This window comes from Solibaculum mannosilyticum, from assembly GCF_015140235.1.
In the GTDB taxonomy this organism is placed as follows: Bacteria; Bacillota; Clostridia; order Oscillospirales; family Acutalibacteraceae; genus Solibaculum; species Solibaculum mannosilyticum.
In genome coordinates this window covers 53,747-76,434 of sequence record NZ_AP023321.1, presented here as the reverse complement: position 1 = coordinate 76,434, position 22,688 = coordinate 53,747, and the positions used below count along the sequence as shown (strand labels likewise).

Below are 22,688 nucleotides of genomic sequence, written 5' to 3'. Positions count from 1 at the left end.
GTTGTTTTTTCTTATTTTAGACTTTCCCTTTGAAATCAACCGTCTCATGAGCCCGGAGGATCTTAACCCCCGGCATCCCTTTCACAGAAAACCACATACCGCTGTTTATCGCTTCCATAAGGGTGACAGGTGACAAGCGTCACCAAATCCCGCCCCTCTTGGATGAACAGCAGATTCCCATCGGCGGGGGAGACAATGCGTTTCTCCACCACCCGATACGTCAGGGTTTCCCGGAAGTTCCGGACTATAACTTCATCCCCCATCTCCAGCTTCTCGATATCCCGAAACATGGGGGCTTTGGGATAGGCCCGATGGGCGGCCAGGACGCAATTGGTATTTTCCCCTCCGATGGGATAAGACGTCCCTGTGAGATGGGTCGCACCCTCCCTCATATTGAGTTTATTGGCCCCCAACAGGATCGGAAGTTCGATGTCCATCTTAGGGACACTCAAAAATCCAATGACATTGCCCTCTAGACCAAATTCCTGCAAATCGATGCCCGGCTGTTCATAGGAGAAGGGATCGCTCAATTCCTTCTGATTGTCCTCAAAAAGCAGTTCATTGCGGTGTTTCAGCTCCTGGTACAGCTCTTCAAACGGCAGGGTGGACTCCGTTTCCACCGTCTGGGCCTCTGCTGCAACCTGCTGTTCAAACCGGTCCTTCTGATCGTCCACCTGGGCGCGGTACTGCATCGCACCGATACTGGGGTAGAGGATGACCGCCAGTCCGGCGAGAAACAGGATCGCTGCAACCGTATAGATCACCAGCCCCCGCCTGCTCTTTTTCCCTTGCCTTTTCACGGATTACGGCTCCTTCCCCATGCGCTTTTTGCGGCGCTTGCGGACAATCACAATCGCTGTGATCCCCACGCCCAATACCGCCAATCCAATGGCGATTCCGAGATAATAATACCACACGTCCACCCCCTCGAACAAGGGCTTTTCCACACTGTCCTGCATGGCCTCCTCGTCCGGCTGCACATATTCGGTACGGCTTCCCCGTACCAGAAGGCGGTGGGTATTGACTGCATAGGGCGTACAGGTCAACAATGTAACGAGATCTTTGCCATCCTCAGCCGCCAATTTTTCCAGTTCCTCCGGGAGAATGGTTTCGATCTGATCCACTTCATAGGCAAGTGTCTGATCCAGGACATGAATATAAAAAACATCGCCTGCTTCCATCTCATCCAGCCTAGTAAAGAGTTCCGCGCTGGGCAGACCCCGGTGGGCGCTGATCACCGAATGCCGTCCCTGTCCGCCGATGGGGAGGGTGGTGGCTTCCAGATGTCCGGCGCCCTTTTCCAGCACTTCCTCGCTGGCCCCGTGGTAAACCGGCAGATTGACGCCGATCTTCGGGATCTCCAAATAGCACATCACGCCGTCGCCGTTTAGATTGAGGGTTTCCTCATAATTTTCAGGAATCACATATCCGCTCCCCATGACAAAGGGGTCGTGTACGGGATCGCCTGTCAGGTTCTCATTGTAAACCACGGCCTTTTCCCATTCCTCGGCCAACTGCTGCCCGCTGAATTCAGATACTTTATCCTGGTAACTGTGGATGATCTCGGATTGGTTGTGTTCGGCCATCCAGTTGCTCACCGTGGGGTAAAGGAAAATCCCGACGCCCGCTAGAAAGACAAACACGGACGTCAGGATCACCCACGGGTTACTTTTTCGCTTTTTCGTTTTCTGATGATTCATGCAAATAAAACCCGTTATTGTTCATTTGATTGGCTCAAATCAGTTATGAGCTTTTTTCTTCTTGGAGGTCAGCACAATCAGTACAATAGCACCGCCCATCAGAGCCAGACCTACCACGGTAAAGAGCACGGTGCCCATGCCGCCGGTAGTGGGCAGTTCAAATCCGGAATCGTTGGTATTCCAGATCTTGAAGGACAGAACGTTCTTCTCTGCTTCTACGGACTCTTCGAGTACGTTGTTGCCCTTTGCAGAACTGTCGTCCAGAACGCCGTCAGGATCGTCATCGCTGATGACGATGGTGGTTACAGCATTCTTCGGGAGATTGTATCCGTCGGGAGCCTTGGTTTCCTTCAGGTAGTAGGTCCCCAGATCCAAACCTTGCAGCTTGAGGTTACCGTTGCCATCCACGGCCAGCACGTCTGCGGCAGACTCTCCGCTCTTCGTATGGCGGTATACGCCGGCAACACCGGTGGAAATCAGGGAGACTTCCTGTTTGCATTCCAGATCGGAGTACAGTTTGAATTCCGCACCGTTCAGGGCAGAAGAACCGTCCTTATTGGTCTTGGTGACATCGATACCATAGGTGTAAACATCTTCCTCCGTTGTGGAACCATCCGGCTTGTAGGAATCCTGATCGTAGGGGTCGTTGTTGTAGCCCAGGAAAGCGTCATTGCCCAGATCATCTGCTTCAAAGGCATTTTCGTTGACAGTAGCGGTATAGGTGACATAAATCTCTTTTTTGGCTGTGTTGAGTTCGTCAACGTTAAATTCAATCTCAAAGGTCCTGTCACCAGAAGGAGCTGTCACCTTGTAAGCATCTTCACTAACCTGCTCTTCTCCCGCTTTGTCATAAGATACCTTGACATCGCGATTATAGGTCAGGCCAGAGGAAATCTTATCGCCGACTACAAAACGTTTGGCGGTTGCGTCCTCAGGATAGGAAGGAATGTCCGCTCTCACCTGATATGTAACAATGTCGCCGATGGCCACAGAGCTATCGCTGCCGGCTACGTCTTTGTCGATGGTGGGAGCCTCACCCTTCATGGTAACGGACTCGTTGTTCAGAACCCATTCGGTTTCATTCCAGGTCGGGATCAGTTTAGCAGTAGTGGGCTGGTAGATCTTCACGCCGCCGTTGGCAGTCAGCAGGTACTGGCCCATGGGCATCCCTGTAAGAGTAACCGAATCTTGGCCGGCTTCCGCTTTTTGGTCGGTGGAGGTCAGATCAACGGTTCCCGCTTTAATGGCGGCGGCCAGATCGTGCCAGAAAGATTTGAACTGTTCGGCCGTGCCTTCTTTAAAGACCTCTGTTACAGAATTATCCGCCTCGTTGATGTAAGCTTTGTAAGTATCCTGGGTTTTGAGCCAGTCGGCCACTTCATCCACCCAGTAGTACATGGGGGACTTGGGCTGTCCGGATGCCTGGTCTACGTCGACGGTGATGATCTGATAAGCTGAAACGGTGGTATTCTCGTTGACGCCATTGACGGTGATGCTCCCCGTTTGGTCGGGATTAATAGCAAAACCGGTCAATCCCATGGACAATACGACTGCCAGTACCAGGCAGCATGCCATGATTTGATGGAGGATTTTCGTTGTTTTCATGTTTTTCTTTCCTTTCTGAACTAGTATTTTGAGGAGGTCGATTCTGCCAAACGGTCGCGCACCGCTTGGCAGAACCTTGGTCAACCTTGGCGGCATGTTTGATAGGGGATTTTTTTAGAGGCGCCGGTATCGTTTGGCCCCCTTTCTCGCGCAGAATATGCCGCCTATTCCAAGAGCCATAGTTAGGCTACCGAGGAGGAGAAATTGATTTGTCCCTCTTCCGCCGGTGACCGGGGGATCAATGGGTTTGTTGTTGAGGAATTTGTAACCCGTTACCGTAACGCCGTCCGGAGCATATACCTGCTCGACGGCCGGGGGATTGGCCACCCCCTGGATAACGGCCCATTCTATGAGGGATGTCTTGCTGGGGTCGATGCGGACATCCCATTGTCCTTTGGGGAGAGTATAGCCGTCGGGAGCTTTGGTTTCAATCAAGCGATAGGCCCCTTCCGTCAGATCCCCGAAATCCACCAGCCCCCCGGCATCGGACGAAACGGTTTTCACCAATTGCCAACAGTCTCCAGGATGTTCTGCATCCAGAAGTCCCTCTTGGTCCAACCCGGTATGGGTATGTGTGCCCTCTTGTTCAGGGCATGTCAAACGGAAAATCTTAAATTCTGCGCCTTCCAAGGGGAAGCTATGATCTTTTCCATCCACCTTTGTGAAGAAAAATGGCACATCGGGAACTTCCCAATGGTTGGTAAAGATCATGATTTGTGTACGAACCGTTCCTCCTGTGCCAGGTGGAGCGATGACGCCACTGCTTTTTCTGCCTGCGATGGGTTCACCGCCATCTATCGTTACGGAAGTCTCATAGCCTTCCCCTGAAAGGTTGGGATCGCGTTCTTGAACCACATACTTCGTCCCTGTGGGCAGCCCGTGGATGACCATCTGTTCTCCGCCTTTTAAAGTAAGCGGCTGGCCGTCAAAGGTCACGGTTCCCTCCTGGCTGATTTCTATTGTTCCAGTCTGTGATCCGTCTGACTCTATCTCTGTCTTCGTGTAAGTATAAGATGCAGTGGGGAGAGGGGTGAACGGCGTATCATCGGGATTTGTCAGGGTCAGATCAAATTCAAATTCCCGATCGGTCTCCCCGTGATTCCCGGTCACAATCTTTTCGATCTGTAAATCCCCATAAGTCTGCTGCAATTGAATGCGGCCGTTATTTCCCAGGTAAACCTTAACCCATGTCTTGCCGTCCTCTCCTACAACATAGGGGTGGATGGAGTAAGATGCTGTGTCTGTAGCGTTTTGTTCTTTCTCCATGACGTAGTCAAGCTGGGCATATCTCGGCGTCCCCATGGGGATATACCAGTATCCCTCTTGTTCATTCCATTGCGCATACCGCAGAGCCCCTGTCTGGATTTCTGCATACTCCCTTTTAATGGGTTCATCTTCCCCGGTTGTAAATGTCTGCTTGAAATAATAACCGTTTATGGGCTGTACTCTCCAGTTGGTACAGAGGTTCCCATCCTGATCGTAGATCTTGGTGTCTTTCGGGAAGCAATAAAATTCATTTTCCTGGGATGGCTCAAAGGTCACAACGGTATTGGCTTCCTTTTGCCCATTCTGCTCGGACCAGGCGTTGGTATAAAATGTGTAAGTATCTGTATCGGGGTCGTAGTACTTATAATCGTCCTTTACCGCAAATTGGACGTTATCTGATGTCACATCCTTCAGGCCGGCCTCGTAGAAAAAGCGCATGGGATAGGCTTCTTTTCTCTCTGTGGTCGCCTTCGTAGCCGCTTCCAGATCTTTGCCGTCAATTGTGACCTTGTATCTTACCATCGGCACCAGCGATGACGGCACTTTTAGCAATACGGTCTGTTTCCCGGTTGCCAATTCCATCTCCACCCGGGCGCTGATGTACATCATGTCGGCACCTGTAGCCGTCTGTTCACCAGAACTGCCGTAATAGGAATAGGAGTAGTTGAGATACTGCGCTTCAGACGGGGGGTCTTGTCCCTCTCTGTACGGCCCTACATACTGTTGATTGGTGGTATCTCCTTTTCCATACCACATCACAACATTTCCAAAATCATCATCACTGTGATAGTAAATCTGTTTTTGCTCTATGGCATTGTCAATCAAGGCCTCCGCCTGTTCAGCCGTGATGTTCAGGCGCTCCATGACCGACCGTAAAAACATCAAGTTATCGCCGCCATCTTCCGGATGGAATCCATCCCGGAAAGCTTTGGCAAATACCTGTCCTGTATGCAGCTGGTTGGCATATACCAGGCCGTTGACATGTTTGACCTCCATGTATTCGCCGATCTCGTCTTTAAACGTAAGATATCCGGAGAAATTGGCGCCGTCGGTGTCGACATCGGTGGGGTAATACTGGGACTGCAGGATAATTTCCTGTACGATTTGTTCAAAGGCGTTCTCCAGCCCCGAATTATTTGTGGCTTCAAAATATTGGTCGGCGTATACTTTGTCGCTTTCCTGGATCCCATCATCCTGCCGGACCACATCGGGATAATTCCGATAGTTCCAACCTTCAGATAAATTTTCTTCCGGCTCCAAAGTCAGAAACCGTTCCCACCAGTTTCCCACCGTTTGATTCCAACTACCGGGTTCGGGCGTCGACTCCGGGTTCAGTACCCACTGGGCAACCCGTTTCTGATCCCCTGACAAGCCGTTTATCCCAAGCCCTAACGTATAAAACAGAGGCTCACGGTCGTATTTGATTCTCATCTGCGCCCGGACATAAGCTGCTGTCAACTGGGTATAAAAACCTAGTTCGTTACTCGTACTCCTCCCATTTCCCTCATTTCCGTTTTCATTATCTACATTCGAATAACGATTGGTTCCTCTGGTAGGAGCACCGTCCCCCATCAACACCATGACAGGAATTCTTTTTATACCCTCTACCGTGGTGTCTGATACACTTTCAAATTGGTTCCATGCCTGATATAGGCCGCTCTGGATATAAGTAGCGCCTACGACATATCTCTTTCCCTCGATATTTTCGCCCTGTTCGTTGGTGACCCCATCCGCAACGCGAATGGATGGGGAACTAAGCCAGCCGCCATTTGTCTTTTCAACATAGGTACCTCCTCTTCTGGAGGTATACCGGTCTAACGGCAACAAGACGGTATTAGAATAATCTTCTCCATCGCCTACATCGGAAAACAGTACTACGCCTACACGGTTATTCACATTTAACTCCAGCAGCTTTTGAATCGCCTTATTGGTAGCTGTCACCAAATCAGAAACCGCTCCAGCGTCGTCCATACTGCCCGATACATCCAGAACCAGCATAACGTCTATCGGGATGGTATCCTGTCCCACAATGCTTTTATTGGAACTGATGGCTGAAAGGCTTACTAAAAAATTCTCATCACTGCTGCGCTCTACCTTCAACGTCTCCCATCCGTCTTCGCTCCGAAGGACAACGTCATTGTCGCTTACCGTCTTATCGGTCCAGATCCGGCCGGCGGATGAAGTATCCGGTACATCTTGTCCTAAGCTCGTCTCCCAATTGGTCATGCTGCTGGGATCTGCTGCCCGCGGCACAAGACTATTGTTCTGTACTGCCATGGCAACCAGGCTTTCTGCAAAGTAACAGCCTAGAATCAAAACAAAAGCCATTAAAATAGCCAGCAAACGCTTCCTATTTGAAAGAGTATGTGTTTGACGTGTCTGCATCCTTCCAGCCTTCTTTCTTTTTTGTTTCTGTCAAAGTCACGGCCAAGTGTTCGTAGAACAACGTAATATAGATTATGTGGTAAATAGTCGTCATAGGGCCTAAATCGACTGGATAAAAAATCCTTAAAATTGTAAAAAAGAGCATAAAAGCTAAGCCGGAAAAAACAAATTTAATTTCCAGCTTAGTTTTTTATGCCCTTTTTATTTTTAAGATTATTTTTATCTAAAAAAATATTGCAATAAATTCGTTCCGTGCTATAATAGGGACAGCAAAATAAAATTATGTTGTTAATTTGCTATTTGATTCTCTTTTTCTTCTAAATAATCATATGTTAGTTAACCGCAGTTTTTACATTTTATTTACCACATAATCTATATTACGTTGTTGCTATTTACCACATAATCTATATTATGTGGTAATTTTGTGTTTGTTTAACTACATAATCTATATTATGTGGTCAGCAGGACTTGTACTTGTTCCAGGCGATTTACATGCTGAAATCCTGTTTCCATTGTATAGATCCGAGTGGTATTGATGCTGCTGTGTCCCAGCAGGTCGGCCAGACGGACGATATCTTTCTCCACAGAATAAAATGTCCGGGCAAACAGATGCCTCAGATTATGCGGAAATACTTTCTTGGGTGGGACGTCGGCTTGTTTACAAAGTGATTTCATATCCCGCCAGATATTGCTCCGATCCAGCGGTTTCCCATTTTTACTTACAAATACCGGGCCGGCTTGTATGCCGGTTTTTTTACTGTATTCTTTTAATAGTTTCTGCAACGGCACGGGAATGAAAATGACCCGTGTTTTATTTTTGCAATTGACTACTGCTTTTCCTCTCCTGATTGCCTCCACTGTGATGTAGCGCAGTTCGCTGACTCGGATCCCCGTCCCACACATGGTCTGCAGCAAAAGAAATAGCCGATCATTTTTCGCACTTTTTGCCGCTTTTAATAGATTCTGATATTCCTCTTTGCTGAGTTCATGATCCTCAGCAGCGAAAATCTGCCGTTGAATCTTCAGGAGTTTGATGCAGCAGGTCTGCAATCCGGAAAACCGTAAAAAACAGTTGAGCGCCACCAGCATGGAATTGACACTTGTTGCCGCATATCGTTCCGCCAGATATTTTTTATAGGCAATGGTGTGTTCTTTGTCAATTTCCGCCCCATCGAGAAATTCGTAAAATTTCCGGATATCCCGGATGTATTTCTCGATGGTGGCTTTGCTCTTCTCCTCCTCTTCAAGATACCTCTCGAATCGCTTTAATATGGATATCGCCGTATCGGGATGATTCATACTATTTCCCTCCATTGTCTTGAATTATGGTCTTTTCTATATCATCTCCCATTTCATTTTACTATATCCCTTTTATTTATGCCATAATGGCCTAAAATCATTTGATTTTAATGCATTTATTCAGATATAATGATGATATTCATGCTAGAACATCTTGTTCTCTTTTATGTTATGCATAATTGCCCTCTTAAAACCGTCTGTTCGGACGAATCCCATTGCCTTCTTATGGGAATAGTTTTAAGAGGGTTCTCTTTTTTGTATCGGATAATTTGATCCTTTTTGTCCTGTCCCACTGGAATATTTGTACAGGATTTGGTACAATAGACCTGCTATTTTTTCATGTATCGTCGGGGGAGGACAATCGATATGGATAAACCTAAGCGTGCAAAACCCAAAATTATCCGATGGGCGCCGGCAGCGCTCCTCATCTTGGCTCAGGTCGTCTTTGTCATCTGGGTGCTGTATCAGTTGACCATCCGCTGGAGCTGGACTCCCTTTCTGGTCTTTGAAGGACTGGCCATTGTCATGTCGGTGCGGGTGGCCTATAAACAGGATAACCCATCCTATAAGATCTCTTGGATTATCGTGCTCCTGCTGCTGCCCTTCGTAGGGCTGCTCCTTTACCTCTTTATGGGACGCAGGGGACTCCCGTTTTGGATGAAGAAATCCATTGTCAACATCTCGTTGGGCACTCATGGCCTGCTGACTTCCTCTCCGGAGACGGAAAAGTCGTTGGGACAACAGTTCCCCATGCACGAACGGGAATCCCTATTGCTGGCCAGGCAGGGACGGTCGCCGCTGTACCAGGGCACCTCCACCCGGTTTTACCCCCTCGGCGAACTGGGATACCAGGCTATGCTGGAGGAATTGGAGAAGGCCCAACGGTTTATCTTCTTGGAATATTTCATTGTGAGCGCCGGCCAGATGTGGGACGGGATCCATGAGATCCTTCGGCGCAAGGCCAAGGAGGGGGTGGACGTCCGCCTGATGTACGACGATTTCGGCAGTATGAACAACCATCCCAAAGGGTTCCGCAGCCAGCTCACGCGGGAGGGGATCCAGGTCCGCCCGTTTAACCGCATCGATCCCCGCATCTCCAATTTCTATATGAACTACCGGGACCACCGTAAAATCCTGGTCATTGACGGCAATGTAGGCTTTACCGGCGGGGTCAATCTGGCCGATGAATACATCAACGTGGTGGATGCCCACGGCCATTGGAAGGACTGCGTCCTGATGCTCAAGGGGGAGGCTGTCTGGAGCTTTACCATGATGTTCCTGGGATCGTGGCACTTTTCCGCCAACGAGGATCCCTATGACCATACCCGTTATCTGTCCCTGCGCCCTACGGTGCAGGTGGAGGACGACGGTTTTGTCCAGCCCTACGGCGACTCCCCCTTGGATAACGTCAATCCTGCCGAGGGAGTCTACATGCAGATGATCTACAATGCACGGCGATATGTGTACATCGCCACCCCTTACCTCATCCTGGACAACGAGATGGTGACCGCACTGTGTACCGCCGCCAGTTCCGGCGTGGATGTCCGCATCGTCACGCCCGCCCACGGGGATCACGGATACGTCCATATGGCCACCAGGTCGTCCTATGGGTCGCTGCTGGAAGCCGGGGTGAGGATCTATGAGTATACCCCCGGATTTATCCACTCTAAACTCTTTGTTTCAGACGACCAAGTGGCTACGGTGGGCAGTGTCAATATGGACTTCCGCAGCTTCTATCTCCATTTTGAATGCGGCGTTTGGATGGCCGGCAGCCAAGCTGTGGCCCAGGTGAGGGACGATATGCTCTCTACCATGGAACAAAGTGAGGAAATCCTCTATGAAGTGTGGAAACGCCGCCCGTGGTATGTCAAGGTGGGACAGATGTTCCTGCATCTTATTGCGCCTATGATGTGACGGCATCCTGTAAAAATGTGAAAGAGGGACGACATCTCTCCTGAAAACGGTTGTTTTCGCCGCGGTAGGCGTGGTAAAATAAGGAAGTCTTTTTACGCTGTTTCCAGCCGGGTACGTCGGATGGGAGATCCGGTAGCTGTCCCAGGCTTGGGGCGGACAAGCCCCACGGTACTTTTCGATGGAGACCCGGGCTTTTTTTATCCTGGACAAGCGGTTTTTCGGATACGTTATGCCTTGGGGAAGGGAGGATTGGCCGTGCAGCTTCGCATTTCGCCGAAAGCGCTCCTCTTGTGGCGCATTTATTTGACGGCGGCGCTGGTGGTGATGTGTGCCCTTTCGGTGGTTCTTATCAAGCTGATAGGGGCTTTGGGCGTGCTGTTCCCCCTCCTCTTGCTGCCGGTCATGGTGTGGACTTACCAGTACTATCTCCCTGCCCTGTGGCGCTCCCATCAATATATCTTCGAGGACGGCCAGATTGTAGTAAAACGGGGCGTTTACCAGCGTACGGTACGAACTGTGCTCACGGAAGCGGTGCTCATGCGGGAAACCCGCCGGACCCCTTTGGAAATCGTGCTTGGGATGACCACGGTGGTCCTCCACGTGGCAGGGGGACGTATCGTACTCAATCAGCTCCCTTATGAGGACGCCGTCCACTTGGTGGAACAGTGGGAATCGCAGGTGAAATCATGAGCATTCACTTTCGTACCCATCCCGCCACCATCCTCGTCGGCCTGAAGCGGTATGTATTCATCCTATTATTTCCCGTATTGCAGCAGCTCCTTACGCTCCCTTTTCATCCGTCCTCCTGGTCGGTGCTGTTTTGGGGAGAAATCGGAGCGGCCGGGGCCATTGTATTGCTGTCGGCCGTCCGGTGGCTGCTTCTGCGGTGCCGTCTGGTGGATGGGGTACTGACAGTATCCAGCGGCGTCTTGCTCCAGAAACGGCGCGCCTTCCCTTTGAGCGCCGTATCGTCGGTCAACTATGAACGTCCCCTGTGGCTGGCCGCCATGGGCGGGGGACGGGTCAGGCTTGATACGGCTGCCGGCCGCGATAAAGAAGCCGATTTAACCCTGTATGTCTCCCGTAAGCGTGCCGATTGGCTGGTCTCGCAGATCAAATGCGACTATTCCACCGGCAAGACTGCCCGCGGACGTGCGGGCTTACTTCCTCTGATGCTGATGGCTGCTTCGTCCTCCAATGCGGCGGCCGGCCTGTTTTTCGCCGTCCCCCTGATCAACCATCTGGGTGAAATCCTGGGAGAGGAGTTCTCCCGGCGCATCTACGAAACCTTCAACCGGGCCACTGAGATCTTATCCCAGGTTATCCCTCCTCTGACAGCCGGTATTGCCGTCATTTTGGCCGCAGGATGGCTTATCGCTTTTTTCCGGGTGCTGATTCGGTATATGCATCTTCAGGTGCGCCGGTCGGGCAGTGTTTTGACGTTGACTGCCGGACCTTTCTTTCAACGGCATACCGTCCTTCCCATCGATCACATCAACGCTGTGGACATCCGCCAAAAACTCCTGATGTACCCCTTTGGCGTGCGATCCATCTGCCTTTTGTGCGCCGGATTCGGCAAGGAAAAGGGGGAGAGGGAAGTCCTACTGCCTGCCATGCGTCCGGAACCTATGGAACAGGCTATGAAATCCCTTTTGCCGGGTTTCCACATCCAGCCCAAGAATTTCGTCCGCCCTCCCAAAAAGGCGCTGCGGCGGTATGTGTTTATCCCAGTGCTCATTTTATTGCTTCTTATTCCGGCCATCCTGCTTTTGTGGGCTTACCGGCCTTCCCTGCGGTTTCTGATCCCTTGGCTGGCCATTGCCCTCACGCTGCCGGCCGTGTGGTTTTTACTCCTGTCCCTTGCATCCTATAAGGAGGCCGGTGTGGATCTCAACAGCGATATATGCATCCTGCGCTGCCGCAAATATTTCGTACTGCACTGGGTAGCCGTCCCTGCCACACGCATCCGCCGCATCGATTTAACCCAGAGCATCTTCCAGCGCATGGACGGCGTATGTAATTTACGGGTTTTGATCTACGGCGAAAAGGGCACTCGTTATACTATCCGTGAGCTGCCGCTGGAAGAGGTTCTACAGTCGGTGAGTGAGTTTGATTATTCCTAAACCCTGTCTCTGGGACGGGCGTCTAGCGGACACAAAAGGAGGAATTTCTTATCATGCAGATGGTTGGGAAACGAAGTCTCAGCGGCATTTTAAAACATGTCCTTACCTTTGTCATGTTGATAGGGGCGGGCATTATGATCGGCCTGCCTTGGCTGCTCAAATGGTTCTTTGAATACGAATACACCTTTTATTACGGCAGTCTTCCCGCTGATCAAGCCATCCAGTTTAACCAGAATTCCTACGTCTGGACACTGATTTTCCTTTATCTCTCGGCCATTCTGGCGGAAGTCCTTTTATGGCAGGTGCGGAAATTGCTCTTACATGTCCAGAACGACCGTCCCTTTATCCAGGAGAATGTCACTCTCTTGCGCCGTATTGGATTTTTATGCCTGGCCTTTTGCATTTTATATATCCCGGCTTTGTTTCTTATCTGGTCGGTTTTTGCGGTGGTTGTGTTGTTCGTCTTTGGCTTGGTATCCTGCATCGCTTTTATTCTATCGGCCCTCTTCCAGAAGGCCATTTTGTACAAAGAAGAAAATGATATGACCATCTAAGGAAAGGGGAAAGCAGCATGCCTATTGTGGTCAATTTGGATGTGATGATGGCCCGGCGGAAAATCGGTTTGACCGAGCTTTCCCAACGGGTGGGCATTACATTGGCAAACCTTTCGATCTTAAAAAATAACAAGGCTAGAGCCATCCGGTTCTCCACCCTGGACGCCATCTGTCGGGAACTCAAATGCCAGCCGGGCGATATCCTTCAGTATGTAGAGGATCCTAACGATATCTGGGAGGATTGAACCTTTCATCGATCCTGCCCTGGTGAGATAAAGAAAACCCCGTTCCATTATAATGGAACGGGGTTCTTTTGTGCTTTTTGAGTGTTCGCTTAGAACTTCCTAACGCCTTGGAGTTCTAAAAACTACTGTACTACTCTCACTTATTCATTCGGAGTAAGCTCTTTACCGTCTTGGAACACACGATTGTTCTCGCTAGCAGATGACTCTCCAAAAACATAACCCGTACTATTTTGTTCTATAACACAGTTATTAAAATAGGTGGTGTTATTAGAAGCACCATAGTTAAAAGAAAGAATATACTGGGGCTGATCCCCGCTGTTGGATGCACGTAATGTACAATTGTTAAAAGTCAACACATTGTTATTACCAGTACCACTTCCAGTAACACTACCGATCTTCGCCCCACCTTCGACGGCCACGGTAGCAAAGGCGTTTGTAGTTCCACTATGCTTATTATGGCCATCTAAGATACAATTGTCGAAAGTAATTTCACAGTCGGACGAATAAAAATAGAAGGGGCACCAGGCCGAAAACTGGCTATTTGAAATATGTACTTCTTTTACCGTGTTCTCTTGCGCTACCCAGATGCCATATTTATATCCATCAAAGCTGCAGTTATTGATTTCAATGGATTCAATGTTAGAATCTCCAAATCCAATGGCTGAGCGATTATAACTACTCGTCTTCCAATCAACGCCGCTTAACTCTACTTTAATGGGATCGGTGGCTCCAGAGATCAAGATACCATCTGTGGCGGAACTAATTGTACTAGTATCGATTGTATAGCCATTACCTTGAATAATAATATCCTCCGTTGACTTAATTCTCTCAGTCAAGGTGATATCTTTAGTCAAAGAAACCGATTCGCCAGAGGTAATCGCATCTCTTAATTCTGCTTCTGTAGAGACAGGTACAGCATACTGAGCATCTGCATCATAGTTGGGGTTGCCAAAGCCGTCTTCTTCCTCGGTGTACTGGGTAGCCTGGATCATGATATCAGCAGAGAAGCTCTTATCCTGATACTCATTGCCGGCCTCTTCGTTCATGCCGTACACCAGAATAAACTGTACATTTTGTCCCGCTAACACAGGCAGCTCCAGATTCTGGGCGATGGTTGCCAATTCGCTCATGGGACGTTTGGTGAACTGTCCGGTGACTTGTCCGTCCTTCACCTGGACAAAGTCAAACCACAGGGCATCCTGCAGTCCGCCGTCGGTCAGAGCAAACTCCAGCTTGATCTTGGCAGCCAGAGTGCCGTTGTTTTGGGCCTTCAGGAGTTTAGCCGAGGATTTGCCGGGTTCCCACAGGGTCTCGTTGAGGATGGGAGAAGAATCTTCCTTCAGGTTCTGGCCTTCCTCTTCAAAGGTGAAGGGTTTGCCGCCGTTGACGCCTCCAATGGTGAAGCCGCCGGTACCGTCCTTATCCAGGTCATAGGCATAGGCGTCGATGGACAGGGATCCGGATTGGATCTTGTTGCCCTTGTTTACGACACTGTCGGTAAACCAGGCGAAGGTGGTGCCAGCCAGCATGGCGATACATACAAGCACAGCCAAGCCGCTTGCCAGCAGCGAACGTTTTGTGGTTTTCATGATCTTTACCTCCTAGTATTTTTTAACCGCCTTGGAAGAGCGGTCATAGGATAATGAAAATCGCACGGCTATTTTCTATAGTCGATGTCGTTATAGCCGACAGAACCCTCTACCACATGGAAGGTACAGCCGGTGCAGGTGAGATTTTCTGCCTCAGTCGGGACAGGATTACTCCTGGAATACAAAATGCCGTGGCCGATGCGGGTGATATCCGCTCCGGAAATATCCAAGGATCCCTTGTATCGGATGGTGGGATTCGGTTTAAAACCACCATCATCGACCTTCTTATCGGTGATAAAGCTGCCGCCCCGGATGACTGCTTTTCCATACTCGTTGACAAAATCAACAGCTATGCTGTATTTTCCGTTGACTGTGACATTTTCCAGGTAATTCTCAGAAGCGTTGGAACTGATGCCTGCTCCATTCAGGACAGTATCCACTGCAACGTTAATGGTGGCGTCTTTGATTTCCAACGAGTTCCCCAGCATCTGGATGACGCTGTTTCCCTTCTTTGAGTTTATATAGGTGCCGCCATGGATGGTAACGGAACTTCCTAAACCGCCGTAGACTGCATAATCCCCAGGAGAGTTGACGGTAAAGTCATCCCCGGCTTCGATTACAAGATTACTGCCGTTGTTAAATTTCCTATCAGCATACAGTGCGCCGTTGAGAACACCGTTGCCTTTGACGGTCAATGTTGTCCCAACGGCCGATTTGATGGAACCATTGATGTCCAAAGTATAGCCATTCATGTCAATCGTGGTATCTTTGGAAAACACTACTTCACTTGCATTTTCAATGTTCACATTGTCGGTCAGTTTGATCTCACCGCCTTGGTCGGCCATTCCTACAAACTGCTCGCCAGTGGAAACTGGGGTGGCATAGGTAGCATCCTTGTCATACTGATCGCTGCCGAAACCGTCTTCTTCCTCGGTGTACTGGGTGGCCAGGATAGCGATGTCAGCAGAGAAGCTCTTATCCTGATACTCATTGCCGGCCTCTTCATTCATGCCGTACACCAGAATAAACTGTACATTTTGTCCCGCCAATACAGGCAGCTCCAGATTCTGGGCAATGGTTGCCAATTCGCTCATGGGACGTTTGGTAAACTGTCCGGTGACTTGTCCGTCCTTCACCTGGATGAAGTCAAACCATAGGGCATCCTGCAGTCCGCCATCGGTCAGAACAAACTCCAGCTTGATCTTGGCAGCCAAAGTGCCGTTGTTTTGTACCTTCAGGAGTTTAGCCGAGGATTTGCCGGGTTCCCACAGGGTCTCGTTGAGCATGGGGTTAGGATCTTTCTTCAGATCCTGGCCTTCCTCTTCAAAGGTGAAGGGTTTGCCGCCGTTGACGCCTTCAATGGTGAAGCCGCCGGTACCGTCCTTATCCAGGTCATAGGCATAGGCGTCGATGGACAGGGAACCGGATTGAATCTTGTTGCCTTTGTTTACGACACTGTCGGTAAACCAGGCAAAGGTGGTGCCAGCCAGCATGGCGATGCATACGAGCACAGCCAAGCCGCTTGCCAGCAGGGAGCGTTTTGTGGTTTTCATGATCTTTACCTCCTAGTATTTTTTAACCGCCTTGGGAGAGCGGTCATAGGCTGATAAAAAGCTCCAACTTTCATCTGCTTTTTATACGTTTCAAGCAATTTTTCCTGGTTTACCCCTCTAAAAGCCTATGGTTAACGAACACGGCTGAGCAATCTCTGGATGCGGTCGGAAGGATTGAGCAGTGCGCTTATGGACATATCATGATTGAGAGTATCGATGATATAAGCGATATACTTGGACATATCTACTTCACAGTACCATTTACGCTGCAGCAGTTCGGGAGTGCGATAGATCAGGTTTGTCGTAAAGACTTTTTCAATGAGACCCTTCTGATACGCCTCGTCAAAGCGCTCCAATCCTTCGCAGAACAAGCCAAATGAAGTGCAGATAAAAATGCGGCGTGCCTTGAGATATTTGAGGCGGGCTGCGATATCCAACACCGAATCGCCTGAAGAGATCATATCGTCTACGATGATGATATCTTTTCCTTCCACCGAGGCGCCTAGGTATTCATGAGCCACAATGGGATTGCGGCCGTTGATAACAACCGAATAGTTGCGGCGTTTATAAAACATACCCAGATCCAGGCCCAGAACCGATGAATAATAAATGCAGCGGTTCATGCCGCCTTCATCGGGGGAGATGACCATCATATGTTCCGGATCCAACTTGAGATCCGGCACGTTGTTCACCATGGCTTTGATCATCTGATACGCCGTTTTGACGTTTTCAAATCCGCCAAAAGGAATGGCGTTCTGAACTCGGTCATCATGAGCGTCAAAGGTGATGATGTTGGCTACGCTTGCATTGTTGAGCTCTTTGAGCGCCATGGCGCTGTCCAGTGATTCCCTGGATGTACGCTTATGCTGACGGCCTTCATATAACATGGGCATAATGACGCTGATACGGCGGGCCTTGCCTCCTACAGCTGCAATGATCCGCTTGAGATCCTGGAAGTGGTCGTCCGGACTCATGGGCACTTCACGGCCATACATCTTATATGTGCAGCCATAGTTAAAGCAGTCCGACAAAATAAACAGATCGTGCCCCCGCACCGACTGTTTGATGACCCCTTTGGCTTCGCCAGTGCCGAAACGGCAGCATTCGGTCTTGATCTCATAAGAATCCCGCTGATAACCGGCAAATGCGATGGTAGATTTGTGTTCACTCTCCCGCTCCTGCCTCCACTGGACAATATAATCGTTGATTTTGTCCACCATGTCTTCACATCCGCGCATGCTGATAATGCCCAGAGTTCCTACTGGGATGCTCTGAAAATCATCAATATTACTTGGCATAAATGATCCTCCTCCATATTGGATAACGTACTCGACATATTCTTATTTATTTTACCCCATTCATCCACTTTTTGCAATTCTTTTTCCAGTTTCGCTGGACAAACAAATCGGTTTTTCCCTTTGGATGCAAATGGCGGCAGATGTTCCCCGGCCGCCCGTATATTTTCACCGAAATCCAGGAGGTCCGTTCCACAAAAACGGCCATAAAATACTCCTGCAAAAACAAAACCACCCCAGTCCTAAGACCAGGGTGGTTTGATGCATATTACAAAGTGGAATCGATTTCCTTACCTTCCATGGCGTCCTTGGTCTTTTGGATAAAGGACTCCACCTTCTTGGATTGAACGGTATAAACAGGCAGTTCGCCTTCAATTCCTTCAATGGTCAAGAGGCAGGTGCGGTCGGTATCCTGATAGAATTTGTATTCAATGGAACCGGCTCCATCGGCAATGTTGAGCTTATAGGTCAGGATGGGCTCACCGGTAGGTTCCTTATCGCTCAGGCCGTCCACTGTCACGTACTGCAGGGCCTGATACCAATAGAACATGGTTGTGTCAGGGATATCCTCGCCGTTGGCCTGGGACTGCTTTTCACTGTTGCTGTCGGCCAGCACTCTCTCGCCCGTCTCCTCGTTCTCGATGATGGACGGGGTAAAGGTGACGTCCAGGCCGGAAGCTTTGACTTCCACGGAATCAATGTAGGTGATGTCCACCAAAGCGGGGCTTGCGTTGATGATGTCGGTCATCTGCCACTCCGCCCACGGTACGCTGTTTGCCCGGACGGTATAGACCACACGGCCGTCTTGTTCCATGGCATAGTAGTTTCCGTCCTCATCCTTGCCGCCCAGCACCAGCGACCCGCTGGAAGTCAGCATCTTCTCTTCCTCCCCCTCTTCAGACGACTGGGCCTGAGATGAGGAGGATTCCGTAGCGCTGCTCTCCAGGGAAGAGGAGATATCCGGTGCTTCCACGGTGAAGACCGCCGAAGAATACGGATCGGCAAGACCGTATTCCGCCAACTGTTCTTCTGTGGGCTCCACTGCCACGACCTTTACCGCATCGATGGTGCCCATACAGGCGGAGAAGGCAGTAGCCAGCTCGTTGCGGGCCGGCGTCTTAACCGGGGCGGTGATGATATGATTCATCAGGCGCAGAGGGTTGGTATCGCTGGTATTGGAGTTGCGCTGGATGCGGATCTCCTCGGGACGGACCGTGCCGCCCAATGTGATATCCTGTACATCCACCTGGGCGGTATCGCCCTCAGCCGTGAAGATGTTTTTGCTCACATACTCGGCCTTGGTGTAGAACAGGCATTCCACCGATGTATTCAGCAGGAATACCGCATCCTCACCTTTTTTGCGGGCATAACGGAACTCGGTCCCCGGGCAGGTGACGCCCACTTCCAGAGTATACGCCAGGCCGTCGGTATAAGTGACGTCCATGGTGGCGGCAGCAGGATCCAGGCCGTATTCCGACGGATCGGCCGGGTTCTCGTCGATGATCTTGGAATAGGTGATGGACGCCGCAATGGCGTTGAGCTCATCGTAAGCCTCGTCGTTTTTAGCGAAGTCCTCCAGCCCGTTGATGACCAAGTTGCCGGAGGTGGCCAATGTGGCCATATAGGAATCATCCTCATTGGTGATGGTGATGGATTCCAGTTCAGAGATATTCTTGTTGACCAGTGCCTCAGCCGCTTGGCTGGATGCGCTGGAGGATGCGCTGTCGCCATTTTCCTCCGGCACCAATAGGAGAATACCAGCCAAAATGCCGCCCACCAGCACCAACACGACGGCGCACGCAATGAGGGCTTTGACTTGTTTACTCATAGATGTCTCCTCCGGATCCAGATCACCAGGCCGGCTACCAATACGACCACCGGCAAAGCAATGATAAAGATTACCAGACCAATCACCGTTACCTGGGATTCCGTCATCTGCAGGGAGGTGTCCTGAAGCTTACGGGAGGAAATGTTGACCTCTTCCAGATCACGGCCGGTAATTTTGTTGGCCATGGTGGTAAAGATTTCATCGTTGAGGCAGTTGAATGCGGTACTGACGTTAAAATAATCGGTAGAACCGACGGCGATTACGCGGGAGGTATAGGTATCGCTGCCCTCGGTACGGGGCTTGGAGGATACGGTCAAAGCGTTAAAGACGCCCTTTTCGCCTTCGGTAGTATTGCCTTCCTCGTCGGTCAGCAGCTGTACAGCTGTCTCAGCCGTCTGGATGACGGGATGCACTTCAATGCCGTTCTGGGTCTCAAACAGGGTCTCAATGGGTTTGGAATCCATGATGATGGGATAAACGCCATTGTAGGGGTTGATGCTGGGGGCCAGTTCATTGGTCAGGTAGTCGGCGATGGCCAATGTGGGATAGCCCGAGTAGTAACGGCTGCTGTCGGTCTCAGCGATGACGCCGTCCATCGCCTTGATTCCCCATTCAGCCAGGAATTCATCCAGGTTGGTCATGCCGCTGTAAGAGGAGCCGAAGGTCACAAGCAGGGTGGGGTTGTTGACGTCATTGTCCAGGTATTCGTCGATCTTCTTGAGTTCGCCGGTGGTGTAGTCGTTGCCCGGCTCGGCGATGACCAGGAATGCCATATCGTCGGGGATCTCGTCGGTCATCAGGTTGACTTCAGACACTTCATATGCGCTGTCGGTCATAACCTGTTTGAAGTTCTCAAGCTTCTGGGTGCTCTCATTGTGTCCGGTGATGATGCCCACTTTGGGGATCTCGTCCACATCGGCCGACATGATCTTGGTGATCATGGTCTTTTCAATGACGTCTCCCGCCACATACTGCTGATAGGTAGTGGTATCGTACTGAATGTCAAACAGATCCGATGTGCTGATGACATAATGGCGTTTGTCCGACTCGATGATAATACTGGTGCTTGTCAGTTCATCGCCCGTATACTTGGAGGCGAAGCTGGGGTTTTTCTCCAGGTCGATGTACTCCACCTTGATCTTGGGGTTGACCTGGCTGAACTGCTCCAGGGCCGGAGGCACGCGGCTTCCCGGATCCCCGATGCTCTCAAATTCCTCTTTGGGCATCATGAGGTAGATGGTGATATCGCTCTCCACTTTCTGCAGATATTCTTTGCTCTGTTCCGAAAGGGTGAAGCGCTTATCGGAAGTCAGGTCCACCGACAGCGGGAACCGGGTATTCAGTGCGGTTACCAGCACGTTGAGCACAACGATAACTGCAATCACGCCCACTGTAATGGCCGTGGCAATGCCACCGTAACGCAGTCTGCGGGTTTTGTTTGGATCTTTCACGCTCATGTTCTCCCTCCTCCCTTAGCTCCATCTCTTTTTGTCCAGCACGCGCATGGTCAAAAAGAGGAAAATGGCTACAACGCTGATAAAGAAAAAGACGTTGGAATAGTTCAAAATACCGCTGGTAAACGGTTCATACCGGGAGTTGAAGGAGATCCAGCCGATGAAGGTGGTCAGCCAGCCCCAGGATACGGCCGATGCCAGGGAATCCATCAGGATGATGAGCATGGAGGCAGCCAGGGTGCCGATGGCGGCTACGGCCTGGCTGTTGGTCAGGCTGGAGATAAACAGGCCGATGGCGATAACGGCCGCTCCCAGCAGGAACATACCGAGCAGATTGCCCCAGAAGGACATCCAGTCCATCTCGGTAAAGGCGCCCAGCACCAGCATATACACAACGTTGATGGCCAGGGCCAGGACATAGACGATCAGAGCCGACAGGTATTTGCCGATGACCAGGCTGGACAGCCGCACCGGTGCCGTCAAAAGCGCCTGATCGGTTTTAAGGCGTTTGTCATCGCTCATCAGCTTCATGGTGAGGATGGGGATGATCAGCATGATGATGGTGAACATATTGGAGAAAATTACGCTCATATTCGCTACACGGGAATATGTCATAAAGTAGAAGAACATACCCGAGCACAGGTAGAAAACGGCTAAAAAGGTAAACCCGATGGCCGAATGGAAATAGGCGCCGAGCTCGCGCTTTAATACTGCGGTCATTGGCTGTCGCCTCCTTTGGAAATCAGCTGGAGGAAGACGTCTTCCAGCGTCAGCTCATTGTTGCGCAGGCCCATCAGCGGCCAATTGTTCTTGGACGCCATCTCAAACAGGTCGCGGCGGACGTCGCTGCCCTGCTTGGACTCGATGGTAAACTCAAAGACGCCCGGCTCTTTCTCGCCCACAGTGGACACATCGGTGATCTGGGACATGCTGATCAGAGCCTGATAGACGTTCTCCTGGGGTCCGGCGATGCGGGCCACCAGCTTATGATCGGTGCGCAAGGAGTTGGACAGTTCCGTGGGAGTGCCGTCGGCCACGATCTGACCCTGGTTGATGACGATGAGACGTTCGCACACCGCCTGCACCTCCGACAGAATGTGGGAGCTGAGGATGATGGTGTGGTTGCGGCCCAGATGCTTGATCAGGTTGCGGATCTCGATGATCTGCTTGGGGTCGAGGCCCACGGTGGGCTCGTCCAGGATCAGCACCTTGGGATTGCCCAGCAAAGCCTGCGCCACGCCGACGCGCTGCTTGTAACCTTTGGACAGGTTGCCGATAAGGCGGTTGTACACATGGTCGATACGAACCAGGTGACACACCTCGTCGATGTGAGCCTTGCGGGACAATTTGAGGCCCTTGAGGTTGTAAATAAAGTTTAAGTACTCCTTGACCGTCATGTCAAGGTACAAGGGCGGCTGCTCGGGCAGATAGCCAATCTGTTTTTTTACGCCCATCGGGTCTTCCAGTATGTCCACGCCGCCTACCGTCACCTTGCCGGACGAAGCCGAAAGGTACCCGGTGAGGATATTCATTGTGGTGGATTTGCCTGCGCCGTTGGGGCCCAGGAATCCCACAATCTCCCCTTCGTTGATGTTGAAGGAGATGTCCTGCACGGCCTTGATGGGGCCATACTGCTTGCAGAGGTTTTGAACCTCTATCATTGTCGTTCCCTCCCGTTTCTTTGAAAATTGAAACCACATGGATGTTCTATAACCCCCTCCGGAAAACGTCCGGCGGAGGCAGTCAGCAAAAAGCCCCGCTTGGGACGGGGCTGATTTTACCCTAACCGTAGTCCACTGGTTCTCCTCTATTTTAATAAGCCGGAGGAGGGGGGTCCCCTCCGACTTAGTAAAATAACACAAATATGATAGCAGAAAA

At 50.6% G+C, this 22,688-nt stretch carries 17 protein-coding genes; 5 read left to right on the top strand and 12 right to left on the bottom strand.

What is annotated here, in order from left to right; genetic code table 11:
* Nucleotides 1-62: 62 nt before the first annotated feature.
* From C12CBH8_RS00335 to C12CBH8_RS00315, 5 genes are all read right to left on the bottom strand, one after another.
* Nucleotides 63-800 carry a class C sortase gene (locus C12CBH8_RS00335; RefSeq protein ID WP_215533331.1) on the bottom strand — a complete coding sequence of 246 codons (738 nt, stop codon included), beginning with the start codon at nt 798-800 and terminating at the stop codon, nt 63-65.
* Nucleotides 801-803: 3 nt separating this feature from the next.
* Nucleotides 804-1,700, bottom strand: coding sequence for a class C sortase (locus tag C12CBH8_RS00330; RefSeq protein ID WP_215533330.1), 897 nt, complete (start codon nt 1,698-1,700; stop codon nt 804-806).
* A gap of 39 nt (nt 1,701-1,739) precedes the next feature.
* Entirely contained in the window at nt 1,740-3,305 is a 1,566-nt protein-coding gene (locus C12CBH8_RS00325; RefSeq protein WP_215533329.1) for a SpaH/EbpB family LPXTG-anchored major pilin, read from the bottom strand.
* Nucleotides 3,306-3,419: 114 nt separating this feature from the next.
* A complete protein-coding gene (locus C12CBH8_RS00320) occupies nt 3,420-6,848 on the bottom strand; it encodes a DUF7601 domain-containing protein (RefSeq protein WP_215533328.1) in 3,429 nt (1,142 codons plus the stop codon).
* A gap of 558 nt (nt 6,849-7,406) precedes the next feature.
* Nucleotides 7,407-8,255, bottom strand: a complete 849-nt coding sequence (locus C12CBH8_RS00315) for a tyrosine-type recombinase/integrase (protein ID WP_171846216.1) — start codon at nt 8,253-8,255, stop codon at nt 7,407-7,409.
* 366 nt (nt 8,256-8,621) lie between these two features.
* Here C12CBH8_RS00315 and cls point away from each other — a divergent pair, with 366 nt between their 5' ends.
* The 5 genes from cls (at nt 8,622) to C12CBH8_RS00290 (ending at nt 13,091) form a co-directional block, all read left to right on the top strand.
* Nucleotides 8,622-10,169: a cardiolipin synthase gene (cls, locus tag C12CBH8_RS00310; RefSeq protein WP_215533327.1), complete on the top strand. Its 1,548-nt coding sequence runs from the start codon at nt 8,622-8,624 to the stop codon at nt 10,167-10,169.
* A 255-nt stretch (nt 10,170-10,424) separates the two neighbouring features.
* Complete coding sequence (locus tag C12CBH8_RS00305; protein ID WP_090263821.1) at nt 10,425-10,859, top strand: PH domain-containing protein; 435 nt, start codon at nt 10,425-10,427, stop codon at nt 10,857-10,859.
* Nucleotides 10,856-12,292 carry a PH domain-containing protein gene (locus C12CBH8_RS00300; protein ID WP_090263819.1) on the top strand — a complete coding sequence of 479 codons (1,437 nt, stop codon included), beginning with the start codon at nt 10,856-10,858 and terminating at the stop codon, nt 12,290-12,292. Before C12CBH8_RS00305 ends, C12CBH8_RS00300 begins: the two co-directional genes overlap by 4 nt.
* Before the next feature lie 53 nt (nt 12,293-12,345).
* A complete protein-coding gene (locus tag C12CBH8_RS00295; RefSeq protein ID WP_215533326.1) occupies nt 12,346-12,846 on the top strand; it encodes a DUF2975 domain-containing protein in 501 nt (166 codons plus the stop codon).
* 17 nt (nt 12,847-12,863) lie between these two features.
* Nucleotides 12,864-13,091: a helix-turn-helix domain-containing protein gene (locus C12CBH8_RS00290; RefSeq protein WP_090263816.1), complete on the top strand. Its 228-nt coding sequence runs from the start codon at nt 12,864-12,866 to the stop codon at nt 13,089-13,091.
* A 140-nt stretch (nt 13,092-13,231) separates the two neighbouring features.
* Here the strand turns inward: C12CBH8_RS00290 and C12CBH8_RS00285 are convergent, their stop codons facing one another.
* From C12CBH8_RS00285 to C12CBH8_RS00255, 7 genes are all read right to left on the bottom strand, one after another.
* Entirely contained in the window at nt 13,232-14,680 is a 1,449-nt protein-coding gene (locus C12CBH8_RS00285) for a pectate lyase-like adhesive domain-containing protein (RefSeq protein ID WP_215533325.1), read from the bottom strand.
* A 68-nt stretch (nt 14,681-14,748) separates the two neighbouring features.
* A complete protein-coding gene (locus C12CBH8_RS00280) occupies nt 14,749-16,233 on the bottom strand; it encodes a hypothetical protein (protein WP_215533324.1) in 1,485 nt (494 codons plus the stop codon).
* A gap of 131 nt (nt 16,234-16,364) precedes the next feature.
* Nucleotides 16,365-17,531 carry a ribose-phosphate pyrophosphokinase gene (locus C12CBH8_RS00275; protein ID WP_090265517.1) on the bottom strand — a complete coding sequence of 389 codons (1,167 nt, stop codon included), beginning with the start codon at nt 17,529-17,531 and terminating at the stop codon, nt 16,365-16,367.
* A gap of 265 nt (nt 17,532-17,796) precedes the next feature.
* Entirely contained in the window at nt 17,797-19,356 is a 1,560-nt protein-coding gene (locus tag C12CBH8_RS00270) for a DUF4340 domain-containing protein (protein WP_215533323.1), read from the bottom strand.
* Nucleotides 19,353-20,813, bottom strand: coding sequence for a GldG family protein (locus tag C12CBH8_RS00265; protein WP_099322987.1), 1,461 nt, complete (start codon nt 20,811-20,813; stop codon nt 19,353-19,355). The genes C12CBH8_RS00270 and C12CBH8_RS00265 overlap by 4 nt, the downstream gene beginning before the upstream one ends.
* A 15-nt stretch (nt 20,814-20,828) precedes the next feature.
* Nucleotides 20,829-21,530 (bottom strand): ABC transporter permease, encoded by a 702-nt coding sequence (locus C12CBH8_RS00260; RefSeq protein ID WP_215533322.1) that lies wholly within the window; start codon nt 21,528-21,530, stop codon nt 20,829-20,831.
* Nucleotides 21,527-22,471 carry an ABC transporter ATP-binding protein gene (locus tag C12CBH8_RS00255; protein WP_215533321.1) on the bottom strand — a complete coding sequence of 315 codons (945 nt, stop codon included), beginning with the start codon at nt 22,469-22,471 and terminating at the stop codon, nt 21,527-21,529. Before C12CBH8_RS00255 ends, C12CBH8_RS00260 begins: the two co-directional genes overlap by 4 nt.
* Nucleotides 22,472-22,688: the final 217 nt, after the last annotated feature.

Bases quoted from the DNA above. Each gene is read 5' to 3' on its own strand.
- C12CBH8_RS00275 (WP_090265517.1), bottom strand. From the start codon at position 17,531: ATGCCAAGTAATATTGATGATTTTCAGAGCATCCCAGTAGGAACTCTG.
- C12CBH8_RS00265 (WP_099322987.1), bottom strand. From the start codon at position 20,813: ATGAGCGTGAAAGATCCAAACAAAACCCGCAGACTGCGTTACGGTGGC.
- C12CBH8_RS00255 (WP_215533321.1), bottom strand. From the start codon at position 22,471: ATGATAGAGGTTCAAAACCTCTGCAAGCAGTATGGCCCCATCAAGGCC.
- cls (WP_215533327.1), top strand. From the start codon at position 8,622: ATGGATAAACCTAAGCGTGCAAAACCCAAAATTATCCGATGGGCGCCG.
- C12CBH8_RS00300 (WP_090263819.1), top strand. From the start codon at position 10,856: ATGAGCATTCACTTTCGTACCCATCCCGCCACCATCCTCGTCGGCCTG.
- C12CBH8_RS00330 (WP_215533330.1), bottom strand. From the start codon at position 1,700: ATGAATCATCAGAAAACGAAAAAGCGAAAAAGTAACCCGTGGGTGATC.
- C12CBH8_RS00280 (WP_215533324.1), bottom strand. From the start codon at position 16,233: ATGAAAACCACAAAACGCTCCCTGCTGGCAAGCGGCTTGGCTGTGCTC.
- C12CBH8_RS00260 (WP_215533322.1), bottom strand. From the start codon at position 21,530: ATGACCGCAGTATTAAAGCGCGAGCTCGGCGCCTATTTCCATTCGGCC.
- C12CBH8_RS00270 (WP_215533323.1), bottom strand. From the start codon at position 19,356: ATGAGTAAACAAGTCAAAGCCCTCATTGCGTGCGCCGTCGTGTTGGTG.
- C12CBH8_RS00325 (WP_215533329.1), bottom strand. From the start codon at position 3,305: ATGAAAACAACGAAAATCCTCCATCAAATCATGGCATGCTGCCTGGTA.
- C12CBH8_RS00295 (WP_215533326.1), top strand. From the start codon at position 12,346: ATGCAGATGGTTGGGAAACGAAGTCTCAGCGGCATTTTAAAACATGTC.
- C12CBH8_RS00320 (WP_215533328.1), bottom strand. From the start codon at position 6,848: ATGGCAGTACAGAACAATAGTCTTGTGCCGCGGGCAGCAGATCCCAGC.
- C12CBH8_RS00285 (WP_215533325.1), bottom strand. From the start codon at position 14,680: ATGAAAACCACAAAACGTTCGCTGCTGGCAAGCGGCTTGGCTGTGCTT.
- C12CBH8_RS00290 (WP_090263816.1), top strand. From the start codon at position 12,864: ATGCCTATTGTGGTCAATTTGGATGTGATGATGGCCCGGCGGAAAATC.
- C12CBH8_RS00315 (WP_171846216.1), bottom strand. From the start codon at position 8,255: ATGAATCATCCCGATACGGCGATATCCATATTAAAGCGATTCGAGAGG.